This window comes from Arthrobacter sp. Y3221087, from assembly GCF_059089905.1.
The window spans coordinates 14,647-36,383 of record NZ_JBNHFE010000009.1 but is presented as its reverse complement, the minus strand read 5'-3'; the positions used below and the strand labels follow the sequence as shown (position 1 = coordinate 36,383).

At 65.3% G+C, this 21,737-nt stretch carries 21 protein-coding genes; 9 read left to right on the top strand and 12 right to left on the bottom strand.

Going from position 1 to position 21,737, the window contains the following annotated elements; genetic code table 11:
* Positions 1-2: 2 nt before the first annotated feature.
* The 3 genes from AC5RUO_RS18340 to AC5RUO_RS18330 are packed head-to-tail and all read right to left on the bottom strand — an operon-like array spanning position 3 to position 3,082.
* A complete protein-coding gene (locus AC5RUO_RS18340; protein WP_494009844.1) occupies positions 3-821 on the bottom strand; it encodes a carbohydrate ABC transporter permease in 819 nt (272 codons plus the stop codon).
* Positions 822-1,775 (bottom strand): carbohydrate ABC transporter permease, encoded by a 954-nt coding sequence (locus tag AC5RUO_RS18335; protein WP_494104269.1) that lies wholly within the window; start codon positions 1,773-1,775, stop codon positions 822-824.
* Between the two features lie 8 nt (positions 1,776-1,783).
* Positions 1,784-3,082 (bottom strand): extracellular solute-binding protein, encoded by a 1,299-nt coding sequence (locus AC5RUO_RS18330; RefSeq protein ID WP_494104268.1) that lies wholly within the window; start codon positions 3,080-3,082, stop codon positions 1,784-1,786.
* Between the two features lie 141 nt (positions 3,083-3,223).
* On the opposite strand from AC5RUO_RS18330, the gene AC5RUO_RS18325 reads away from it, so the two are divergent.
* Positions 3,224-4,249, top strand: a complete 1,026-nt coding sequence (locus AC5RUO_RS18325; RefSeq protein ID WP_494053067.1) for a LacI family DNA-binding transcriptional regulator — start codon at positions 3,224-3,226, stop codon at positions 4,247-4,249.
* A gap of 29 nt (positions 4,250-4,278) precedes the next feature.
* Positions 4,279-5,190: an aldose-1-epimerase gene (locus AC5RUO_RS18320; protein WP_494104267.1), complete on the top strand. Its 912-nt coding sequence runs from the start codon at positions 4,279-4,281 to the stop codon at positions 5,188-5,190.
* Positions 5,191-5,292: 102 nt separating this feature from the next.
* On the opposite strand, the gene AC5RUO_RS18315 is transcribed toward AC5RUO_RS18320, so the two are convergent.
* Positions 5,293-6,459 (bottom strand): endo-1,4-beta-xylanase, encoded by a 1,167-nt coding sequence (locus AC5RUO_RS18315; protein WP_494104266.1) that lies wholly within the window; start codon positions 6,457-6,459, stop codon positions 5,293-5,295.
* Between the two features lie 192 nt (positions 6,460-6,651).
* On the opposite strand from AC5RUO_RS18315, the gene AC5RUO_RS18310 reads away from it, so the two are divergent.
* Together AC5RUO_RS18310 and AC5RUO_RS18305 are read left to right on the top strand one after the other, a co-directional pair.
* On the top strand, positions 6,652-7,680 hold the full coding sequence (locus tag AC5RUO_RS18310) for a LacI family DNA-binding transcriptional regulator (protein WP_494104265.1): 1,029 nt from the start codon (positions 6,652-6,654) through the stop codon (positions 7,678-7,680).
* A gap of 228 nt (positions 7,681-7,908) precedes the next feature.
* Positions 7,909-8,640, top strand: coding sequence for a polysaccharide deacetylase family protein (locus tag AC5RUO_RS18305; protein ID WP_494104264.1), 732 nt, complete (start codon positions 7,909-7,911; stop codon positions 8,638-8,640).
* A 55-nt stretch (positions 8,641-8,695) separates the two neighbouring features.
* Here the strand turns inward: AC5RUO_RS18305 and pabB are convergent, their stop codons facing one another.
* The 7 genes from pabB to AC5RUO_RS18270 form a co-directional block, all read right to left on the bottom strand.
* Positions 8,696-10,792, bottom strand: a complete 2,097-nt coding sequence (gene pabB, locus AC5RUO_RS18300) for an aminodeoxychorismate synthase component I (RefSeq protein ID WP_494053072.1) — start codon at positions 10,790-10,792, stop codon at positions 8,696-8,698.
* 16 nt (positions 10,793-10,808) lie between these two features.
* Complete coding sequence (gene ykgO, locus AC5RUO_RS18295; protein WP_009357396.1) at positions 10,809-10,931, bottom strand: type B 50S ribosomal protein L36; 123 nt, start codon at positions 10,929-10,931, stop codon at positions 10,809-10,811.
* Positions 10,928-11,833, bottom strand: a complete 906-nt coding sequence (locus AC5RUO_RS18290; RefSeq protein ID WP_494104263.1) for a CobW family GTP-binding protein — start codon at positions 11,831-11,833, stop codon at positions 10,928-10,930. Before AC5RUO_RS18290 ends, ykgO begins: the two co-directional genes overlap by 4 nt.
* Positions 11,834-11,887: 54 nt before the next feature.
* Positions 11,888-12,427: a low molecular weight protein-tyrosine-phosphatase gene (locus AC5RUO_RS18285; RefSeq protein WP_494104262.1), complete on the bottom strand. Its 540-nt coding sequence runs from the start codon at positions 12,425-12,427 to the stop codon at positions 11,888-11,890.
* Between the two features lie 148 nt (positions 12,428-12,575).
* On the bottom strand, positions 12,576-13,199 hold the full coding sequence (locus AC5RUO_RS18280; protein ID WP_494104261.1) for a LysE family transporter: 624 nt from the start codon (positions 13,197-13,199) through the stop codon (positions 12,576-12,578).
* Between the two features lie 82 nt (positions 13,200-13,281).
* Entirely contained in the window at positions 13,282-14,100 is an 819-nt protein-coding gene (locus AC5RUO_RS18275) for a methyltransferase domain-containing protein (RefSeq protein WP_494009832.1), read from the bottom strand.
* Positions 14,101-14,147: 47 nt separating this feature from the next.
* Positions 14,148-14,660 (bottom strand): MarR family winged helix-turn-helix transcriptional regulator, encoded by a 513-nt coding sequence (locus tag AC5RUO_RS18270; protein WP_494104260.1) that lies wholly within the window; start codon positions 14,658-14,660, stop codon positions 14,148-14,150.
* A 191-nt stretch (positions 14,661-14,851) separates the two neighbouring features.
* Here AC5RUO_RS18270 and AC5RUO_RS18265 point away from each other — a divergent pair, with 191 nt between their 5' ends.
* Both AC5RUO_RS18265 and AC5RUO_RS18260 read left to right on the top strand, forming a co-directional pair.
* Positions 14,852-17,062: an MMPL family transporter gene (locus AC5RUO_RS18265; RefSeq protein ID WP_494104259.1), complete on the top strand. Its 2,211-nt coding sequence runs from the start codon at positions 14,852-14,854 to the stop codon at positions 17,060-17,062.
* Between the two features lie 152 nt (positions 17,063-17,214).
* Positions 17,215-17,439 (top strand): hypothetical protein, encoded by a 225-nt coding sequence (locus tag AC5RUO_RS18260; protein ID WP_494104258.1) that lies wholly within the window; start codon positions 17,215-17,217, stop codon positions 17,437-17,439.
* A gap of 20 nt (positions 17,440-17,459) precedes the next feature.
* On the opposite strand, the gene AC5RUO_RS18255 is transcribed toward AC5RUO_RS18260, so the two are convergent.
* Positions 17,460-17,894 (bottom strand): nuclear transport factor 2 family protein, encoded by a 435-nt coding sequence (locus tag AC5RUO_RS18255; protein WP_494104257.1) that lies wholly within the window; start codon positions 17,892-17,894, stop codon positions 17,460-17,462.
* Positions 17,895-17,976: 82 nt separating this feature from the next.
* On the opposite strand from AC5RUO_RS18255, the gene AC5RUO_RS18250 reads away from it, so the two are divergent.
* The 3 genes from AC5RUO_RS18250 to AC5RUO_RS18240 all read left to right on the top strand — a co-directional run bounded on the left by AC5RUO_RS18250 (position 17,977) and on the right by AC5RUO_RS18240 (position 21,710).
* Complete coding sequence (locus AC5RUO_RS18250; protein ID WP_494104256.1) at positions 17,977-19,032, top strand: helix-turn-helix transcriptional regulator; 1,056 nt, start codon at positions 17,977-17,979, stop codon at positions 19,030-19,032.
* A gap of 122 nt (positions 19,033-19,154) precedes the next feature.
* On the top strand, positions 19,155-21,026 hold the full coding sequence (gene dnaK / locus AC5RUO_RS18245) for a molecular chaperone DnaK (protein WP_494009826.1): 1,872 nt from the start codon (positions 19,155-19,157) through the stop codon (positions 21,024-21,026).
* A 3-nt stretch (positions 21,027-21,029) separates the two neighbouring features.
* A complete protein-coding gene (locus AC5RUO_RS18240; protein WP_494009825.1) occupies positions 21,030-21,710 on the top strand; it encodes a nucleotide exchange factor GrpE in 681 nt (226 codons plus the stop codon).
* Positions 21,711-21,737 lie beyond the last annotated feature (27 nt).

Below are 21,737 nucleotides of genomic sequence, written 5' to 3'. Positions count from 1 at the left end.
GATTACTTTCCGCCAGCGCCCATGAGGCCCTGGACAAGCGCGCGGCGCGCGAAGAGGTAGGCGAGCAGTACCGGCACCATGGAGAGGGTCACGGCGGCCAGGAGCCCCGGGATGTTGATGCCGAACTGCGTCTGGAAGTTGAACAGGCCAAGGGTGACCACCCGGGTTGATTCGGACTGCGTAAGGATCAGCGGGAAAAGGAACCCGTTCCATGCCTGGAGTGCCGAGAACACCGCGATGGTGGACAGTCCGCCCTTGGACAGCGGCAGTACCAGGCGAAGGAAGGAACGTGCGGGGGTGGCGCCGTCCATGGCCATTGCCTCGTAGAGCTCGGGAGTAATGTCCCGCATGGTTCCGCTGAGGATGATCGTGCAGATCGGAAGGGCGAAGGCCGCCGTCGGAAGGATGACGCCCAGCAGGTTGTCGTAGAGGCCCACGGTGTTGATCAGGTAGAACACCGGAACGATGACGGCCTGGGCGGGAATCGCCAGTCCCAGCAGGAACACGCGGAAAATGACCGAGGCGGCACGGCTCTGGCTCCGGACGATCGCATAGCTCAGCGGGGGTACCAGGAGCAGGACCAGGCCGACGACGCCGGCCGTAACGATGACAGTGTTGAAGAAGTACCGGCCGAACCCGCTGGTGATGGCATCCACATAGTTCTGCAGCGTGAAGCTGGTCGGCAGGGACAGCGGACCATTGTCGCCGAATTCTGCACGCGTCTGGAATGTTGCAGACAGCATGACATACAACGGCACCGCTACGATGGCCAGCCAGATGAAGGCTCCGATGCCGGCAAGGTAATTCGGACGCGTTTTCATTTAGAGCCCCTCCAGGGAACTGCGCATCTTGTCGTATCCGGAAACGCGGACCACGGCGAAGGAAATTGCCGTGGAGATGATGACGAGTACGAGGGCGATGGCGCTGCCGGCGCCGAAATCGAACCGGCGGAACGCCTCCTGGTACATGTGGAAAGCGGTGATAGTGGTGCTGGTGCCCGGTCCGCCGTTGGTCAGGATGAGGACCGTCTCAAAAGTGGTCAGGCCACCCACCACCATCAGGATCACGGACGTGATGATGCTGTTTTTCAGTTGCGGCAGGGTGATGCTGAAGAACTGCCTGACTGTGCCTGCGCCGTCAATTGATGCGGCCTGGTAGAGGACATGCGGAATCTGCTTCGCTGCGCCCTGGTAGATGAGCGTGTGGAACGGCGTGAACTGCCACATGCCCACGAAGATCAGCACCGCGATGGCACCCGTTTGGCTGCCCAGGATATTTCCGTCTCCGAACAGCCAGGACATCTGGCCGGGAATACCGAAGTTGGGGTCAAGAAGGGCACGCCACAGGACGGAGATCGCGGCCGAGGACAGCAGCAGCGGAACGAAGTAGATGGCGCTCAGGATGGCGCGGTTTTTCTGTGTGCCCGCCGCCCAGACTCCCAGCAGGATGCTCAGAGGTGTCTGGGTCACGATGCCAAGCACAATGAACAGCAGGCTGAGCCAGAGGCTCTGGAGCATGACCGGGTCCTGGAAGAGGGATTCCCAGTTTTTGAAGCCTACGAACTTGGGGTCGCCGAGGCCTCTCCACGTGGTGAAGGACAACACTGCCACCGCGACAAGCGGGACCAGCGCGAAAAGTCCGAAGAATATGGTGGCAGGAAGGGCCCAGACAAAGCCGGGGCGGCTCGACGAGGAGCCGCCCCGGCGCGCGGGACGGCCCTCTTCGGGGCCGCCCGCGCGTGCCGGGCGCCCGCGGTTTGCAAGCGTCGTGGTCATGATTTTTCCTAGAGGCTCTGCATGGCCTTGATGAAGCCGTCTTCGTCAATCTGTCCGCTGAAGAACTGGGAGACGGCGGTGAGGATGGTGACAGTTGCTTCCGGCGGGTACGCCTGGTCCCAGGAAAGCTGGAACGACGGCGCTTCCTTGACCAGGTTGAACTGGTATTTTGCGTATTCGGGATCCGCCGCCTTGTCGAGGAATTTCTCCGTGTTCGAGGTGGTGGGGAGGTTACCGATTCCTACCTGCTCCTGCACGAACTGGTCCGAGTACATGAGCTTCAGGAAATCGCGGGCGGCTTCCGGGTAGCGGGTGTTCTTGTGGATCGAGTAGAAGTTGTTGGTGTTACCCACGAGGTTGTTCTCGTCACCTTTTCCGCCTTCGATCTTCGGGAACTCGCTGTAACCGAGGACCTCCGCGGCGAACTGCGCGTCGTTGCTCTGCTGGGTGGAGTACTCCCAGGAGCCCATCAGTTCAAAGCCCGCCTTGCCGCTGGCAAGCAGGGCGGGGGACCCGCCGTCGGTGAACTTCACCGAGTCGAAGTTGGTGCCGAAGGCTCCTGCATCTACGAGTTCCCGAAGCATGCCGAGGGCTTTGCGGCTGTCTTCAGATTCCCAGACGCTGGTGTCCCCTTCGAGGGCCTTCTTGAAGAGGCCATCTCCGGCAACCCGGTCGTAAAGGTACTCAAACCACATCAGCGTAGGCCACCGGTCGCCGGCACCCAGCGCGATGGGGGTGATGCCCTTGTCCTTGAGGATCTTCACGTCCTCGAGCAGCTCTTCCCAGGTTGCCGGCGGGGCAGTGATGCCAGCGTCAGCGAGGACCTTGGAGTTGTTGAAGAGCATGACCGGTTGCGTGCCGCGCATCGGGATGCCGTAGGACTTTCCGTCAATAACGGCAGTGTCAAACACGGACGGCAGGAAGGCGTCCTTCAACTGCGGATCTTCCTTGATGAAATCGTCAAGGGGGAGCACGAGGTCGGCATCCACGAAACTCTTGATGCTGCCGCCGCCCCAGTTGAAGAAGATATCCGGGGCGGTCGGCGTATCCATGATGGTCTGCAGCTTCGACTGGTACTCGGCACCAGGGATTTTGTCGAGGACAACCTTCACCTCGGAGGTGGCGTTAAAGGCGTCGATCATTTTTTGTTCAACTGTGTTACCTGCGTCGCCGTACATGGCGACGTGGATCTCGTTCTCGGGCCGGCTCGACGAGCCGGACCCTCCCGAGCAGCCGGCCATCGTCAGGCCAAGGGCAAGAGCCGCACCGCCGGCAAGACTGCGGGCGACCCATCCGTGCTTGTTCATCTTCGAACGCCTCTCGAAAGTTTCGATGCTTTGATCGAAAGTTATGTGATGCCTGCAAGTGTAAGTTGCGTTACATCGACAGTGCAAGGCACGAAACTTTTGTGGCCCCTCATAAGGCAAACTGCCGCTATGCTGGTGCTCATGTCCAGCCCTGCATCTCCCGACACGCGCGTTACCCTCGCCCAGCTGGCCGAGGAGGCGGGTGTATCACTGTCCACTATTTCGAAGGTTCTGAACGGACGTTCCGACGTCTCTCGTAAAACACGTTCGAAAGTTGAGGAGCTCCTCGAGGAGCACGGCTACAAGCGGCGGAAGACCACCGCATCGAAGTCCCTCCTCCTGGAGCTGGTCTTTCATGAGCTCGAGAGTGCATGGGCGCTGGAAATCATCCGCGGGGTCGAAAACGTCGCAAAAGCGAATGGCATGAGCGTGATCCTCACCGAGAGCGGCACGAGGCATGCGCCCGGAGTTGACTGGGTTGAAGGCGTGATGGCACGCCGGCCGGCCGGCGTGGTCCTGGTCTTTTCCGATTTGCCACAGGAGTACCGGCAGCAGCTGGACGCGCGCTCCATCCCGTTCGTGATCATCGACCCGGCAGGCGACCCTGCCCCCGATGTGCCTTCGGTGGGGTCGGCCAACTGGGCCGGGGGCATGATGGCCACCCGCCACCTTATTGAACTTGGCCATACCCGCATTGCCGCCATCTCCGGTCCTGGGGACATGATGTGCTCCCTGGCCCGGATCGATGGCTACAGCTCCGCCTTGAACACTGCGGGCATTCCCATCGACCGGACCATCATCCGGTACGGCGATTTCCACGTGGACGGCGGCCGAAGCCATGCCCTTGAGCTGCTGCAGATGGAGCAGCGGCCCACCGCCATCTTCGCTGGCAGCGACCTGCAGGCCCTGGGCGTTCTGGACGCCGCACGCCAGCTTGGCCTGGCTGTTCCCGGCGAATTGTCAATTGTGGGATACGACGACCTCCAGGTGGCACGCTGGTCCAGCCCTGCCCTCACCACTGTGCACCAACCCCTGATCGAGATGGCCGAAGAGGCCGCCCGGATGGTCCTGCGCCTGCGGGAAGGTGAACGGCCCAACAACCTGCGCCTCGACCTTGCAACATCGCTTGTTGTCCGCCAAAGCACGGCGCCACCGGGCCAGGACTGACCCTGGCGGTGTTCCCGGAAAGGAACCTCATGTCATCCATCGTCAACACCAACGGTGAGTTCGTCACGCTCGAGGCGGGCGACTACACCGCAGCGGTCACCACTGTTGGAGCAGGGCTTCAGCAGCTTTCTTTCCGCGGCACGGACCTGGTCCTGCCCTTTCCTCCTGAGGAACTTCCTCCCGCCTTCGCCGGGAAGACCCTCATGCCGTGGCCGAACCGGGTCAGCGGCGGCGCCTACACCTTCCGCGGGCAGCATTACCAGCTACCCGTCAATGAGGCAGCCACCGGCAGTGCACTCCATGGGCTTGCCCTGTGGAGCGAATGGCGTGTGGAGCAGCGCTCCCAGGCCGAGGTGACGCTCACTTACCTGCTGCACGGCGAACCCGGGTATCCCTTTCCCCTCGCGCTAACGGCTTCCTACGCGCTGGACCCAATTGCCGGACTGCGCATCGAGCTCAACGCGGTCAACCGCGGGACATCGCCGGCGCCCTACGGTTGCGGCTCACACCCTTATGTCACTGTTGGCGACGAGGACATCGCCAAGTGCGAGTTGGAATTCCGGGCTGGCAAAGTGCTCCTGACGGACGAGCTACTCCGGCCCGCCGGCCTTGCTGACGCGAAGGGCACTGACTTCGATTTCTCGGCTGCCCGCCGCATCGGTTCGCAGTCCCTGGACCATGCCTTCACCGCTCTGCCGGAGGGGGAGTGGCACGTCATCCTGCGCAACCCCGGCCTCCAGCTGTCGGCGGTGGTTCAATCTACGGGAGCACAAGCCCCCTGGGTCCAGCTCTATTCAGGAGAGCTGCGCGGCCGGAAGGGGCTGGCGGTGGAGCCGATGAGCTGCCCTCCAGATGCCTTCAATTCCGGCAGCGATCTGGTCATCCTGGATCCGGGCCAGTCGCACACGCTTACCTATCGCATCCACGCCCTGGAGGGTTAGCCGCCACAGAAAAAGCGGCCCGGAACCTGATGGTTCCGGGCCGTTTTGTCAGGCCTGCGCTTTGTCAGCACTGGGCCTTGTCAGCACTGCAGGTGGCAGTGGTTACTGCCGGTACGCGGGGTGGTGGTTTGAGCGCTGTTCTCCGCCTGGGTTTGCCTGCAGAAGGGTGGACTGCAGTGCGTAGTACGACGGCTTGCGGGTGTAGTCCTCCCACATCACTGTTGCCTCGCCCTGGCCGCTGAAGAAGACGGGCACCCAGGAGTACTTGTCATTGAAGCCCCAGATGGTGAAGGAGTTGCAGTCCTCAACGTTCAGGCAGGCTTCCAACGCACGCTTGTAGTAGCTGGCCTGCTTGGCGAGTTGCTCCGCCGTGGGGGTTGCCCCGGCGGCAATGTTCATGCGGACGTCGATCTCAGTGACAGCCGTTTCCAGGCCGAGGTCATCGAAGCGCTGAAGGTTCGCCTGCAGGTCACCCGGGAAGCCGTACTGGGTGCTCAGGTGGCCCTGGACAGCGAAGCCGTCCACCTTGACGCCCTGGGCCTGGAGCTTCGAAATGAGGTCCACATAGGCCGTGCTCTTGGCGTTGATGCTCTCCACGCCGTAGTCATTGAAGAAGAGCTTCGCGTTCGGGTCCGCCGCATGGGCCCAGCGGAACGCGTCGGCGATGATCTCCGGACCGAGTTCCCGGATCCAGATGTTGTCGGTGGTGCGCAGGGTGCCGTTTTCATTGAAGATTTCGTTGGCAACGTCCCATTGCTGGATCTTGCCTGCGTAGCGGCTCACGACGGTGGTGATGTGGTCCTTCAGGATGGAGCGCAGTTCCTCCTTGCTGAAGTTGCCCTGCTCCAGCCATGCGGGGTTCTGGCTGTGCCAGAACAGGGTGTGGCCGCGGACCACCTGTCCGTGCTGCTGGGCGAATTCAACAATGGCGTCCATCTCGGCGAACCGGTACTGGTCCTTCTGAGGGTGGATGAACTCCCACTTGGCCTGGTTCTCAGGCGAGACAGAGCTGAACTCGGCAGCGAGGACTTCCCGGTACTGTGCGTCGGAAGTGAAGGGGTTGGGGTAGGGCATGGTTTCGTGGTGGCCGCCGCCGGCAACGGCTGTTCCGATCCGGACGCCCTTGGGCGCAGCCCAGCGCAGGGTGTCCTGCTTGGCAATGCCCGGTGCCTGCGGCTGGTCGTTCTGGCCGGCCGTTGCGGGCAGTGCCGTGGGAAGGACAAACGTCGACGCCAGCGCTGCGGCGGCGACTAGTTGGGCAACCTTCATTAAAGAGCTCTCCTTTGAGGTACAGAGTCAGTCGGACCACATAAGGCCGATGAACTAACTTCCGGAACTTTCCGGAAGTTAGTTGTTGTAGGTTAGGAACATTCCGGAGAGCGCGTCAAGGGTTTCTCGAAAACTTGTGACGCCCGGCCTGCCGCGCGAGGGCCTATACTTGCAGCGGACCAGGAGGAATGCGTGCAGGAGAGCCCCCGCCGGACAGTCACCATTTCGGCAATTGCTGCCGAAGCGGGAGTATCGGTGCCCACTGTCTCCAGGGTGCTCAACGGCCGCAGCGATGTTGCACCGCAGACCCGGGAACGCGTGGAAACGCTGCTGAGGGAGTATGGGTACCAGCGACGGGGCGTCCGCCCAGAAGTCCGGTCCGGCCTCATCGACCTGGTGTTCAATGACCTGGACAGCCCGTGGGCCGTGGAGATTATCCGCGGCGTGGAGGAAGCCGCCAACGAAGCTGGCGCCTCGACCGTCGTATCCGCCATCCACCGCCAGAGCAATCCAACATCCACCCGTCAATGGCTGGACAATGTCAGCGCCAGGGCCAGTGACGGTGCCATCCTGGTTACCACGGACCTTGATTCGTTCCTTCGCGCCGAGCTGCAGCGCCTCCACGTCCCGGCAGTGGTGGTGGATCCGGCCGGTGTCCCTGACCTGGACGTGCCCACCATCGGTGCCACCAACTGGACCGGTGCTGTGGGCGCCACGGAACACCTGACAGGACTGGGCCACCGTCGGATCGGCTTCGTGGCGGGGGCCCCTGGCCTCTGGTGCAGCAGGGCGCGGCTGGACGGCTACCGGGCCGGCCTGGACGCGGCAGGAGTTTCGTTTGATCCCGGGCTCGTCATGGAGGGGGACTTTGACTACCAGTCCGGGTTCCGTGCCGGCTGCCGGTTGCTTGAGCTGGCTGAGCCGCCGTCCGCCGTCTTCGCAGCCAGCGACCAGATGGCCCTTGGCGTCTATGAAGCGGTGCGGAAGAAGGGCCTGCGGGTACCCGAGGACATCAGTATTGTGGGGTTCGACGATCTGCCGGAAGCCCGCTGGGCGTCGCCGCCCCTCACCACCGTCCGGCAGCCGCTGGCCGAGATGGGCAAGCTGGCTGCCCGCACCGTCCTCCGGATCCTGCAGGGCGAAGGCGTGGAAAGCCCCCGGGTGGAACTTGCCACCCGGCTGGTGGTGCGGGAAAGTACGGCTCCAGCCGCCAACCGCTGAATCCCTCTTCATGTATCGGCCGCTTTGAAACAGCCGGCAACATTCCGAAAAACCCTTGACGGCATTCAGGGCGGAAGCCTACGCTGAGCGAGTTCCGGAAATTACCGGAAGTTTTCCATGACCCACCGGCTGTCAATGCTGCCTTGTTCCGCAGACACCGCTGTTGTCCGGCCTTCTAGTGCGGCCGGCACTGTGCCTGGGGCGGTCATGACGACAGGAAGGAAAAACATGCCCCTCCCGACTCGCCGCCTCATTTCCCTGCGCAAGGCCGCGTTGCCCCTCGCCGCCGCAGTCCTGGCAGTAGGTGGCTCCATTCCGGCAAGCCTGGCCGCAGCAACGCCGGCGCAGGCGGACCAGGCAACCCCGGCGATTGTCGATTCGACCCGACATGACGGCAAGTACCTTAGCCTGACCTTCGATGACGGTCCCGACCCCATCAGCACCCCCAAGCTGCTGGCCGTGCTGGAGAAGCACCATGTCAAGGCAACGTTCTGCCTGTGGGGCGACCATGTGAAGCAGTACCCCGAGGTAGCGCGGCAGATCGCTGCTGCCGGCCATCTTCTGTGCAACCACACCATGCACCACGACAACATGGCCACGTGGGGCCCGGAGGCCATCAAGGCTGACCTGTTGGAAACCAGCGCCGTGATCCGTGAGGCCGTCCCGGGCGCAAAAATCGATTACTTCCGTGCCCCTTACGGGAGCTGGGGACAGACGCCCCAAGTGGCAGCAGAACTGGGAATGCAGCCTCTCGGCTGGCAATTGACCGTTGGGGACTGGGAGCCGCCGGGAACGCCCGAACTGGTCCGCCGGATCCGCGAAGGGGTCCGGCCCGGCGGCGTGGTGCTCCTGCACGACGGCAGTGGCGACAGGACCCAGACGGTGGAAGCGGTTGACCAGGTGATCCCGGAACTCAAAGCCGAGGGCTGGAAGTTCGACAGGCCTGCCCGGCGGGGTTAGCCGGCCCGGCCAGGGCGGGTCTGCCCGGCGCGGGCCGCCCGCCGAGCAGCCGCCTTCAGTCCTCCGGGAACTCCGCGCCCAGCGTGGACAGGACCCCATACGCCTTGGTCCGGATCTCCTCGTACTCCTCGTCCGGTACGGAATCGGCGGTGATGGCGCCGCCGACGCCGAGCGTGAGCTCCGCCGTTCCGTCACCCCGGGCATTGATCACCAGGGTGCGGATGGCGACGGCGAGATCCGTGGCGCCGTTCAGCGAGAAGTAGCCGATGGCGCCGGAATACAGTCCGCGCGGGCCTTCCTCCAGCCGGTCGAGGATGGCCATGGTGCTGATCTTGGGCGCCCCGGTCATCGATCCAGCGGGGAAGCAGGCGGCAACTGCCTCCGCCCGCGAGGAGCCGGGCAGCAGGCGGGCGTCAATGGTGCTGACCATCTGGTGCACGGTGGCGTAGCTTTCGATGGCGCACAGCCTGCTGACCGTGACGGAGCCGGGGACCGCAAAGTGGCTGAGGTCGTTCCGCAGCAGGTCCACGATCATGATGTTCTCCGCCCGGTCCTTCAGCGAGGTGGCGAGGTCCGTCCGCAGCCGTGCGTCCTCCTGCTCATCGGCAGCCCGGCGGCGGGTTCCCTTGATCGGTTCGGCGCGCATGCCGCCGTCGGACGCAATTTTCAGGAACCGCTCCGGCGAGGTGCTTGCCACCGTCACCCCGTCCAGCCGGAGGAAGCTTGCGAAGGGTGCAGGATTCCGGCCGCGGAGCGCAAGGTAGATGCGCCACGGGTCCAGGGCATCGGCTGGAACCCGTGCCTCGAGCGTGGTGGTCAGGCACACCTCGTAGGTGTTGCCTTCGGCAATCTCGTGCTGCGCGGCTGCGATCTTCTTCCGGTAGGCCTCGCCGGTGTCCCGGCTGCGGAAGGCGGGGGCCTCGGGAAGTACGACGGCGGTGCTGCCGCCGGGTTCCGGGGCGGCGGTCTGGTGAACCGCGGCCTGGTGAACTGCGGCGGCAGCAGCCGCCAGCCAGTCCTCCGCGTCCGGTGCCTCGAGGGCCAGGAGCCAGGCGGTGCCTTCGGCGTGGTCCAGCACCACGGCGCGGCCGGCAAAGATCAGGGCGGCGTCCGGGGTGGCGGCGGGCAGGTCGGCGCCGCCTGTTTCACGCTTGAGCTCGTAGCCCAGGCAGCCCAGCCAGCCCAGCGTGAACTGGCCGGGGTAGCCCTCCGGCGCGCGGACCGCGCGGCGGCCCCACACCGTGTCCAGCCAGCGGAAGAAGTGGCCGGTGACCCTGGCGGTTGCGGAACCGGCGCTGATCAGGCTTTCACCGGACCGGTGGCTTACCGACTGCCCGAACGTGCCGCCGTCGTCCGCCATGATGCTGAAACGGCTGCGCTCCGCGGCGGTTCGCGCGGACACCTCGTCCGTGCCCGCCGCACCGCTGCCCGCTGAGGCTGCCGTTCCGGCGTTGGAGGAGTCCAGCCAGACCGCATTGGGTGAGCCGCCGTAGAGGGAACGGAACAGCGCCGCGGTATCAGGACGCTCTTGCAGCCGTTCCGACCGAAGGCGGAGCCCGCGGCGGGCGGACAGTTCGGGTGCCAGGACGGGAGCCAGCGCCGGAAGGTAGGGGAGGAGCCGCAGGAGGTCAACGACGGCGGAGCCGTCCGCCAGGTTCTGGACGCGTACGTCGGCACGCGCCGGGACGTCATCTCCGGCCAGCCATTCGTCTTCCTGCGCTGCCCACTGGTCCCAATAGGGTTCATAGGTTGCGCCGTCGCGGTCCAGGGCCCTGGTGCGGCGGACGTCGTCAGGGGATTCAGCCCAGATCACGGCGTCCAGGAGCGGCCGGGCACCTGCCGCGGCGGCGCCCACGCCCTCGACGATGACGATCTCGGCGGGGAGGGTGACCCGGGGCTCGCCGTCGTAATGGTTTTCCCAGTCCCAGGCCACCCACGTTGCCGCCTCACCCCTGTGCAAGGGGGTGAGGACGGTGGCGACGTACCGCTCCACGCCGGCGGCCAGGCCGTTCCAGCCCGGGTAGATGTCCTCGAGATGGAACAGCGAGACCTTGTGGTGGGCGCGCAGGCGGGCAGCCAGTTCGACGGCGAGAGTGGTCTTCCCAGCGCCCGAGCGCCCGTCGATGGCGATGATGACGGGGGCTGGGCTCATGAAGTAGAGCGTACCTTTATCCTTGCCGGGCTTTCATCCGCGGGTCCTTCTTGTTAATCACGAAAGTCCTGCCGCGGCGCCTAACGATCTGCGCGCCGGGGATTTTCTTCAGCGCCCGCAGTGAATTCCGTACTTTCATGGTGTCCTCCTTGGGGTGGGGTGGTGGCCGATGGGGTGGCAGGGGCCAATGCCCTGGATGGCGATGCGGCACTCGGGTGCGGACGCAACCCACAACTGGCCCTGCAGGACGCAGCAGCCCTCGGCCAGCATGCCCAGGACCTGGCGGAACCGCCCGGGATGCAGGGGCCGCTCCATGCGCTGGCCCACGGTAACAAAGGGCGATGCCGTAGCAGGACCGGAAGAGCGGCGGACCTGAATGGTTCCCGCTGCCGTCCGGGAGGCGGCTTTTGGAAAGTGATGCCCACCTGGGCGGACGTTTGCCGCATTGTGTGCAAGGTGCGCATATGGTGCGAGTTCCCGCAGCAGGTGCAGGCCGCGCTCCCGGCCTGCGGGATCCGCCGGAACGATTTCGGGCTCCGCCACCAGGATGGTATCCGCGAATGCCAGTTCGCCCAGCAGGAATTCGCCGGGCGTCCGCTCGTCGTCTGCCATGGGGGTGAATCCGGACTCGAACAGGGTATGCGAATCCCAGATGTGGTCCTCCAGGGCGTCCGGCGCGAGGGCAAGGATGGCCGAGGAAACTGTCGCCGGCCGGCTGAGCCCGCGGTTGAGTGCCGTGACTGCCACCGATGCAGGAACCGCAGGCGGAAGGCCGATGATGATCGGGCCTTGTGCTGATGCCGCCAGGCGGTTGATCGCGGGCACGAGGTCAAGGCGTACCGCGCAGCTGAGGCAGCCGTGTTCGAGCATGGTTTCCTCGTATTCGACGGGACCTGCGGCATCAAATACCCTCCGGATGACCAGTCCGTTCTCCAGCAGGTCGTGGAAGACCACGAGGCTCCCGGGATGTTCAGCTGCCAGGCCCCCGCAGGCTACCCGGCGGCAGAGGGCGTCAAGGGAACTCACAACAATAAGGCGCATGGCGAAGAGCCTAATTGAGAACGGTTCTCAATTGCAAGAATGGCCGGGTGGGCGTTAGCTTCCCTGCCGTTGCAGCTGCGCGTCCGAGGAGACGGCCGCCTTGACGTGCTCCACGATCCCCGGAAGGGCGGCCTGGATCTGGTGCCAGACCGCATCGAAGTCCGCATGCCCGCCGTACCAGGGGTCCTCGATCCCCTGGTCCAGCAGGTCTTTGCCGGCCATTGCGGGATCGAAGCTTCGGAGCATGCGGATCTTGCCCAACGACTCCTGGTCCGGCGCCGCCTCGCTCAGCCAGGCGTAGTGGTCGATATCGAGCGCCAGGATGAGGTCCCGTTCGCGGAACCATTCCGGGAGCCACTCCCGGGCGATGTGCAGCTCGGACGCCAACTGCGTGGCTGCGAGCCTCCGTGCGGCCCGCGGGTCAATGGGGCGCCCGGCCTCATAGCCCGTGGTGCCCGCCGAGTCCACCGCCACCAACCCGTCCAGTCCTTCGCGCTCAAACGCGGCCCTCAGCATAAGTTCCGCCATGGGTGAGCGGCAGATGTTGCCGGTGCAGACGGCGATGACGCGGTATGGGCTCGACGCTGAGTTCATGATGCTAAGCATGCGCGCTTTCCGGCCTCATGGCTAGCGGGTGGTTCATAAAAATTGACGGGTTTGTAAAGATGCATGACGAACCCCCTGAAGGGGTATGTAGTGAGGTTGGGTGCTCCGCGACGCCTGAGTATGTGACGCCCGGGAATCAGTGAATCAGGGCAAGGAGGATCCCGACGGCCACAAACAGCACGCCGAACACCTTGCTGAGCACCAGCTGTCCCCGGGGAGTCTGGGTGAAGCGCTGGAAAGACCTGGCTGCCGCGGCGAAGAAGAACCACATCACCAGGATGTCGATCGCGACGATGGTGGCGGTCAGCACGGCGTACTGCGTCCACAAGGGCTGTTCGGGCCGGATGAACTGGGGAGTGAAGGCGAGGAAGAAGACGATGGCCTTCGGGTTCAGCAGGTTGACCCAGAACCCGCGCCGGAAGATCGAGAAGGAGGGCTCGTTCCGCAGCGCCGCCGTTTGCTCCTTTTCAGGGCTCGGTTTGCTGAGGAACTGGCGGACGCCCAGGTAGATGAGGTAGGCGGCGCCCGCGTAGCGGATCACATTGAAGGCCACCGGCGAGCTGGCAACCAGCACGCCGACGCCGAGTGCCACGATCACCACGTGCACCACCAGTGCCGCCTGCTGCCCGAGAATTCCCCAGATGGACCGCCGGAAGCCGGCGTTCAACGAGTTGCTCATGGTGTTGATGGCTCCGGCGCCGGGGGTGAAGCTGATCAGGGCGCCGGCGCCGGCCAGGGCCAGCCAAAGGGAAAATTGCACCTGTCAATCCTACGCGGCAGAGGGTCGGTGACGGGGGCGCCAGAGGGTGGCTACTGGATACGCCTGGATGGACAACGTAGGCCTACGCCCGGGCGATGACCTCGCCGTTGGGGATCAGGAACCAGCCGTCGTCGGTCGAGCCCCAGCGGTGCCAGCCGGCGGAGATCCGTGCCAGGTCCGCGGGATTGGCGAAGCCGTACTCCAGCGCCTGTTCGGCGAAGGCTGAGTGCAGTACCCGCTCGCCCCAGACGCGGGCCTGCCAGCGGCGTTGCTGTCCGGTGGCGTACAGCCAGTTGCTGCTGGAGGGGGCCACGTCCGTGAACCCCGCCGACTGCGCCCAGCTGACCAGGCGCCGCCCGGCGTCGGGCTCTGCCCCGTTGCGGCGCGCGATGCGCTGGTACAGCTCCATCCACTCGTCCAGTTCAGGAATGGCGGGATACCAGCTCATGCCGTGGAAATCGGCGTCGCGCACGGCGACGATGCCGCCCGGCTTGGCCACGCGGCGCATTTCCCGGAGGGCCTCCACGGGGTCGGTGAGGTGCTGCAGTACCTGGTGGGCATGGACGACGTCGAACGTCTCGTCCTCGAACTCGAGGTCGTAGATGTTGCCGGCCACGAATTCCACGTTGGGCACCTGGCGTTCGACGGCGAGCGCCTGGGCCTGCGCGATGATGTCCGGTGAGCGGTCCAGGCCGGTGACCTTTCCGGGCGAAACGAGGGCCGCGAAATCACAGGTGATGGTGCCCGGTCCGCAGCCGACGTCGAGCAGGTCCGAGCCGGGGGTCAGGTGGGGGAGGACAAAGGCGGCGGAATTCTCGGCGGTCCTGGCGGCGTGGGCGCGGACCACCGATTCGTGGTGGCCGTGCGTGTAGACGTCTTCTTCGGGCTGCTGGGCACTCATAACCAAACGCTACCCCTCACGCCTCGGCGCGGAAGGATTTCGCCGGCCTAATCCGCCGAGGATTCTTCGCGCGCCGCCACAGTGGCTTCCACCATTGCGGTCATGAACCGCGAGACGGTTTCCAGCTCCTCCTCCGAGAACTCCGCCATGGCACTGCCCATTCGACGCGAAAGGGGCGCGAAAATGGCGCCGCCCTCCTGGAAGGCCTTGGGTGTCATCTTCAGCTGCACCTGCCGGCGGTCGGAACTGTTGCGCTCGCGGACCACGTGGCCGGAGCTGTACAGCCTGTCAATCAGCGCCGTGGTGGCGGGGGAGCTGAGGTGCAGCTCCTTGCGGAGGAGTCCCGGTGTCACCGGATTCCCCTTGGCCGTGTGGCGCATGATCACGGCCAGGGCATTCAGGTCCGTTCGGTGCATGTCCTTCCTGCCGCCGGCTGTGTCCACGTACCGGTTGGCCTCCAAGGTGAATTCCTGCAGGAGCCGGACGAGGGGGTGCGGGCCGCCATTCTGCCCGGGGGCTGCCGGAGGGTGCGGCGTGTCCGTGGGCCCGCTTGCTGCCATGGCCGCCTCCTCATCCTTCTGGTGGGCAGTACCGCCGGGTCTGCCCGGCCGTACTGACGGATATTACTTCAGCCCTGCCTTCCGTGCCTTCATCGCAATCGCCAGGAAAAACCTCGATGATCACTTATCTCCACCCTGGAGATAGTCTACTCTGGAACTGCTGCTCGTGTCCCGTACGTCCGGAAGGCATCATGAAGCACAAAACCGAAAGCAGGGAGCGCGTGCCGTTCTGGCTGCGCTGGCTGGTCCCCGTCATCCTGGTGCTCACGTGGCTGGTGCTCGCCGGCGTGGGCGGCCCCACCTTCGGGCGCCTGGGGGAAGTGTCCTCCAATGACCAGGCGTCCTTCCTTCCGGCAAGTGCGGAGGCCACTGCCGCCCAGGACTGGCAGGCCAAGTTCCGGGACTCGGACGAGTTGCCGGGCATCATCGTCATCGAAAGCGACGAGGCCTTCACATCGGCGCAGCTCGGGGAAGTGGCCGCGCTCCGGGCGGACCTGGAAGGGCTGAAGCTGGGCAGCGCGGTGATTGGGCCCATTCCGTCGGAGGACGGCAAGGCGGTCCAGTTCATTGCGCCCATCAGCGAGTCCGAGGTGGAAGTGCAGGAGGCCGTGCAGGAACTTCGGGACGTTGTGGCTGAAGCTGCGCCCGACGGGATGCGGACGTTCGTGACCGGGCCCGCCGGCCTCGCGGCCGACCTGGTGGCCGCTTTCGCCGGGATTGACGGCATCCTCCTGCTGGTGGCGCTGGCCGCAGTGTTCGTCATCCTGCTGGTGGTGTACCGCTCGCTGCTCCTGCCCTTCATGGTGCTCCTGACCTCGGTGTTCGCGCTGTGTGCCGCTATCCTGCTGGTCTTCGGCATGGCCAAGGCGGGCTGGATCCAGCTGAACGGCCAGAGCCAGGGGATCCTCTCCATCCTGGTGATTGGCGCGGCCACCGACTACGCCCTGCTCTACGTGGCGCGCTTCCGTGAGGCCCTGACGCACACGGCCAACCGGACGTCCGCGGCGCTGACGGCCTGGCGGACCTCGTTTGAGCCCATCCTGGCGTCCGGCGCCACGGTCATCATCGCCCTGCTCTGCCTGCTCTTCTCAGACCTCAACTCCAACAAGGCGCTGGGGCCGGTCGCAGCGGCAGGCATCATCTGCTCGCTGTTCGCCGCACTCACGCTGCTGCCCGCCCTGATGGCGCTCCTGGGCCGTGCCGCTTTCTGGCCGTTCCGTCCCAAGCCCGCCCCCGCGGGCGAGCGCGAGCCCGAGCTTGTCACGGGGCTGGAAGGCCAGAAGGGGTTGTGGCGGGCAACCGGCGCACTGGTGCAGCGGCGTCCTCGGACCGTCTGGATCGCGTCCGTCCTGCTGCTGGCCGCAGCCTCCGCCGGCGTCCTCCAGCTCAAGGCCAACGGCGTCCCGCAGACGGACGTCATCCTCACCGCCTCCAATGCGGTGGACGGCCAGGACGCGCTGGCCCGCCACTTCGACGCGGGCAGCGGCAGCCCCGCCGTCGTGGTTGCGGACGAAGGCAAGGCACAGGAAGTGCTGGACGCGGTGAAAGCGGCCGACGGCGTGGGGGAGGCCTACCTGCTGGCTGAAGGCAGCGTACCGATCACCGGCGCCCCCGGGGCTCCCCGGGAGCCCGACGTCCGCGAGGGCAAGGTGCTGATCAACGCCACGCTGAGCTCCGCAGCGGACTCCCTCGAGGCCGAAGAAGCCGTCAAGGCCCTCCGAGTGGACGTCAAGGCGGTGGACCCCGGTGCCCTGGTGGGCGGCGTCACCGCCACCGCGCTGGACACCAACACCACAGCCCAGCGTGACCTGGTGATCATCATCCCGGTGGTCCTGGTGGTGATCCTCTTTATCCTGATGCTGCTGCTGAGGTCCGTGCTCGCGCCGGTCCTGCTGGTGCTCTCCGTGGTGCTCTCCTACGCGGCGGCCATGGGCGTGTCCGCGCTGGTCTTCAACAACATCCTGGGCTTCCCGGGTGCCGACGCCACCGTGCCGCTGTTCGGCTTCGTGTTCCTGGTTGCCCTGGGCGTGGACTACAACATCTTCCTGATGAGCCGGGTCCGGGAGGAGTCCCTGAAGCACGGCACCCGCCCCGGCATCCTCCGCGGCCTGGGCGTGACCGGCGGCGTGATCACGTCCGCGGGCGTGGTGCTCGCGGCAACGTTCGCGGCGCTGGGCGTCATTCCCATCATGTTCCTGGTGCAGCTGGCCTTTATCGTGGCGTTCGGCGTCCTGCTGGATACGGTGCTGGTGCGCTCGCTGCTGGTACCGGCGCTGGCTTACGACATCGGCCCCAGGATCTGGTGGCCCGGCCAGCTCTCTCGGCCGGGCGGCGACCCGGCTGTGCAGCGTGACCGCGAACCCGGCGTCGAGCCGGAGGTCGCAGATGTCGCCAGCCGCTGAGCCTCAATTCTGCTGCCGCCACCGTCCACGGTGGCGGCAGCAGACGTTTCGAGGGGCGTGGGGCTGCGCTTGGCGCCCTGTTGGCTGGCTGTGCTGCTCGATAGACTGCCAGTGCGCCCGCACGGACGCGGACTCGAAGGAGAGGTTCCGCCATGACCGAAAGCCACGAAGCAGCATTTGATGAGCACCCCCGCCGCGGCAGCACAGAGCCGGGGCTGGAAGGTGAAGGCGGCCAGTACGGGGAGGGCGACGCCGAAAACCTTGCCGAGGACTTCCGGAACGAGGATGCCGTCCGTGAAGGCCTGACGGACGGGCAGGTCATGTCCACCACTGACGAGCGCGGTCCGCTGCACGGCGATCCGGACGCCGAGCGGTAGCCGCTTCGGCAGCGCCAGGGTCAGCCGGCCAGCCCGAGTTGGGTGGCGAAAGCCGCCGTGTCGTAATACTCGCGGCAGGCCTTGATGAGCCCGGTGTCGGATAGTTCGCACACGGCAGCGAAGGGTGCCTCGTAGGACTTTCCGGTCGGTGGCACTTCTCCCGCAGCCGTTTGCATCGGCCCGGTGAAGGTGCCTTTGGTTGCGCCTTCCAGGACCACCACGTTGCCTTGCTCTGTTACCGACCGCACCACGAACACCATGTCAGGGAAGGCGGTGAAGAGTGTCTCCGCCATCGCCTTCAAAGCCGGCCGGCCATGGAGGGCGTCCGGGAGATCTGGTGTTCTATACGTCGCGTCCTCTGTGAACATTGCGGCCCAGCCGCCAGGATCACGGCTTCCCACAGTGGTGATGAAGGTCTTCGCAAGCCCCTGGCCATAACCAGTGAATTCATCCATGGCAGCCATGGTGCGGGCATTGACGGCTTCCGTCGATAACAGGATTCTGTTATTGGGGCTTCTGGCGGATTGAGGCGGGAAGATGGACCAACGGGCGGCGGGCAGGGTAAGGCGCGACCTGGGTGAACTGGTTGATGCCGCCCTCCACGCCGCGGCCTTCTGCGCCGCTGCCGGACCGCTCGTTGCGCAGGCGGTGCCCTCGGCGGCAGGCGCAGCGGCGACGCCCACCTGGTACTCCCTGGACCCCCGCTCGCTTTTGATCAACGGTGTGTACGGGCCCGACTGCACGCTGGACGGTGCCGCCCAGATGCGCTGGGAATACCTCGACGACGATGTGAACAAGTCGGTTGAGGTTGCGCGGAACCCCGCCGGCGTCCAGACCCTCGCCGAAGTTACCGGCGGGAACCCCTGGCGCAGTGCCATTTACCGCGACTACATGCGGGACCACGATCTTGAGCAGGAGATGGTGGTGGCCCTGCGGGACGATGCCGGCCAGGTCTGGGCGACGGTGCGTCTTAACAGGCCGGCGGCCATGCCTGCCTTTGACGAGTCAGACCGGCACTTCATGCGTTCGGTTGCGCCCTTGCTGGCAGAGGGGGTCAGGCGGGGACTGCTCGCCGGTCCCACCTCCGCCGCGCCGAGCCCCGGCTCGCCCGGGCTGGTGATCGTTGACCCGGCAGGCCTTCCGATTGCCGTGAGCGCAACTGCGCGGGAATGGCTGGCACTGTTTCCTGACGGTCCCGCGTCTGCGGGCGGCCTGCCGCTGCCCATTCACGCCGTCTCGTTCGCGACGCTGGCCGGGGGCAGCCCGGCGGGGCCGCTCCATCTCCGGCTGGCCAACGGGCAATGGGCTGCCCTGTACGGGGTCGAGGCGGAGCTGGCGCAGCCCGGTTCTGCAGGCGTCATCATCGGACCGGCTGATCATGTGCGCCTGGCCCCTCTGACCGCGGCGATTTTCGGACTGACCCCGCGTGAGCTGCAGGTCGCGGAGCTTGTTGTGCGAGGGCATGCCACCCAGCGGATGGCCCACATTCTGGGCATTTCGCCCTACACCGCACAGGAACACCTGCGGCACATTTTCGGCAAGGTGGGTGTCGCGAGCCGCGGGGAACTCGTTGCTGCCCTTTTCCTTGAGTAGGCAAAGTTGAGCGTAGTCGACTCAACTCTGCTTGACATCATGGGAGCCCTGAGTAAGGTTGAGTGCAGAACGCTCAATTAGCGGGCGCCAGCAAGTTTCCAAGGAAAGAAGGAAGCAACACAATGTCACGTGCAGTAGGTATCGACCTCGGAACCACCAACTCCGTCGTCTCCGTTCTCGAAGGTGGCGAGCCCACCGTTATTGCCAACGCCGAGGGTGGCCGCACCACGCCGTCCGTGGTTGCATTCTCCAAGTCCGGCGAAGTCCTGGTTGGCGAAATCGCAAAGCGCCAGGCGGTCAACAACATCGAACGCACCATCTCGTCGGTCAAGCGCCACATGGGCACCGACTGGACCAAGGCGATCGATGAGAAGAAGTACACGCCGCAGGAAATCTCCGCGCGTATCCTCATGAAGCTGAAGAACGACGCCGAGTCCTACCTGGGCGAAAAGGTCACCGACGCTGTGATCACCGTTCCCGCCTACTTCAACGACGCCGAGCGCCAGGCCACGAAGGAAGCCGGCGAAATCGCGGGCCTCAACGTCCTGCGCATCGTCAACGAGCCCACCGCCGCGGCCCTCGCCTACGGCCTGGACAAGGGCAAGGAAGACGAACTCATCCTGGTCTTCGACCTCGGTGGCGGTACGTTTGACGTCTCCCTGCTGGAAGTCGGCAAGGACGAAGACAACTTCTCCACCATCCAGGTCCGCGCCACCGCCGGTGACAACCGCCTCGGCGGCGACGACTGGGACCAGCGCGTGGTTGACTACCTGCTGAACCAGCTCAAGGTCAAGGGCATCGACCTCTCCAAGGACAAGATCGCCCTGCAGCGCCTCCGCGAAGCTGCCGAGCAGGCCAAGAAGGAACTGTCCTCCTCCACCAGCACCAACGTCTCCCTCCAGTACCTGTCCGTAACCCCCGACGGCCCGGTCCACCTGGATGAGCAGCTGACCCGCGCCAAGTTCCAGGACCTCACCAAGGACCTGCTGGAGCGCACCAAGAAGCCGTTCCACGACGTCATCAAGGAAGCCGGCATCAAGCTGACCGACATCAACCACATCGTGCTGGTCGGTGGCTCCACCCGTATGCCGGCTGTCTACGAACTGGTCAAGGAACTGGCGGGCGGCAAGGAACCAAACAAGGGTGTCAACCCGGACGAGGTCGTGGCCGTTGGTGCAGCCCTGCAGGCCGGTGTGTTGAAGGGTGAGCGCAAGGACGTCCTCCTGATCGACGTCACCCCGCTGTCCCTCGGCATCGAAACCAAGGGTGGCGTGATGACGCACCTGATCGAACGCAACACCGCCATCCCCACCAAGCGGTCCGAGACCTTCACCACGGCAGACGACAACCAGCCGTCCGTAGCCATCCAGGTCTTCCAGGGCGAACGTGAGTTCACCCGCGACAACAAGCCGCTGGGCACCTTCGAACTGACCGGCATCGCCCCGGCACCGCGCGGCATCCCGCAGATCGAGGTGACCTTCGACATCGACGCGAACGGCATCGTCCACGTCTCCGCGAAGGACAAGGGCACCGGCAAGGAACAGTCCATGACCATCACCGGCGGCACCGCGCTCTCCAAGGAAGACATCGACCGCATGGTCCGTGACGCCGAGGAGCACGCAGCCGAGGACAAGGCCCGCCGCGAGGCCACCGACACCCGCAACACGGCCGAGCAGCTCGCCTACTCCGTGGACAAGCTCATCGCCGACAACGCGGACAAGCTGCCGGAAGAGGTCAAGACCGAGGTCCAGACCGACGTCGACGACCTCAAGAAGGCCCTCGAAGGCACCGACGATGCCGCTGTGAAGGCTGCGTTCGAGAAGCTGCAGGCTTCCCAGACCAAGCTCGGCGAGGCCATCTACTCCCAGGCCGGTTCACCCGACGGCGCCACCGGTGCCGCAGGTGCTGAAGGAGCAGCAGGTCCGGAAGGGTCCAAGGCCGACGAGGACATCGTCGACGCCGAGATCATCGACGAAGACGAAGCGAAGAAGTAAACCATGCCGCACCACGGTAACGAGGAAGAGCACAACTCATCCGCGGGCCAGCAGGGCGGCGCCTCCGAACCGGTCATCCGGGACAACCGCAAGGTTGACCCGGTGACCGGCCAGGCACGGCACCCCGAGGGCAGCCAGTCCGCCCCCGAAGCCGGCGCCCAGGATTCCGACGGCGACGCACTTGCCCAGGCCGAGGAAATCCTCAACGGCATTGAGGTGCCCGCCGAGGAATCCGTGGCCCAGGGGGTTTCGGCAGGCTCAGCCGGCAACGCCGAGGCGGTCGAACTGAAGAACGACCTCCTCCGCCTGCAGGCCGAGTACGTCAACTACCGCAAGCGCGTGGAACGCGACCGCGCCGTGGCAGGGGAAATGGCCGTCATCGGCGTCCTGAACTCCCTGCTTCCGGTCCTGGACGACGTCGACGCCGCGCGGCAGCACGGCGACCTGACCGACGGGCCCTTCGCCGCGATCGCCACCAAGCTGGAAAACGCGCTGAAGACCTACGGCCTGACGCGCATCGACGAGACCGGCGTGGAGTTTGATCCCACGATCCACGAGGCCCTGATCCAGCAGCCCGGCGAGGACATCGAGGTTGACACCGTCAGCCAGGTGCTCCGCTCCGGCTACAAGTCAGGAGAACGCGTCCTCCGCGCAGCCCAGGTCATCGTAGCGGTCCCTGCGTAGCATTACCTTCGGTGGTTGAGCTTGCCG